The 230-nt window shown below is 33.9% G+C and carries 1 protein-coding gene; it reads left to right on the top strand.

From position 1 onward, the window contains the following. Positions 1 to 230 (top strand): transposase (locus TP70_RS09155; RefSeq protein ID WP_044361161.1); only part of this gene is annotated, 230 nt, incomplete at both ends.

Here is a 230-nt window from a genome sequence, read left to right on the forward strand (position 1 = left end):
GTGAACAACGTAAGTTGTCAAAGCGTGCTTTGTTAGCTAAAAAGAGGGGTGTCAACCTCTTTGAAGCAAAGAACTATCAAAAACAAAAACGAAAAGTAGCGCGATTACATGAAAAGGTAATGAACCAACGTACTGATTTCTTGAATAAGTTAAGTACAGAAATTATCAAAAACCACGATGTCATCTGTATTGAAGACTTAAACACAAAAGGTATGTTACGTAATCATAAA

It is taken from the genome of Staphylococcus microti, from assembly GCF_000934465.1.
GTDB lineage: Bacteria > Bacillota > Bacilli > Staphylococcales > Staphylococcaceae > Staphylococcus > Staphylococcus microti.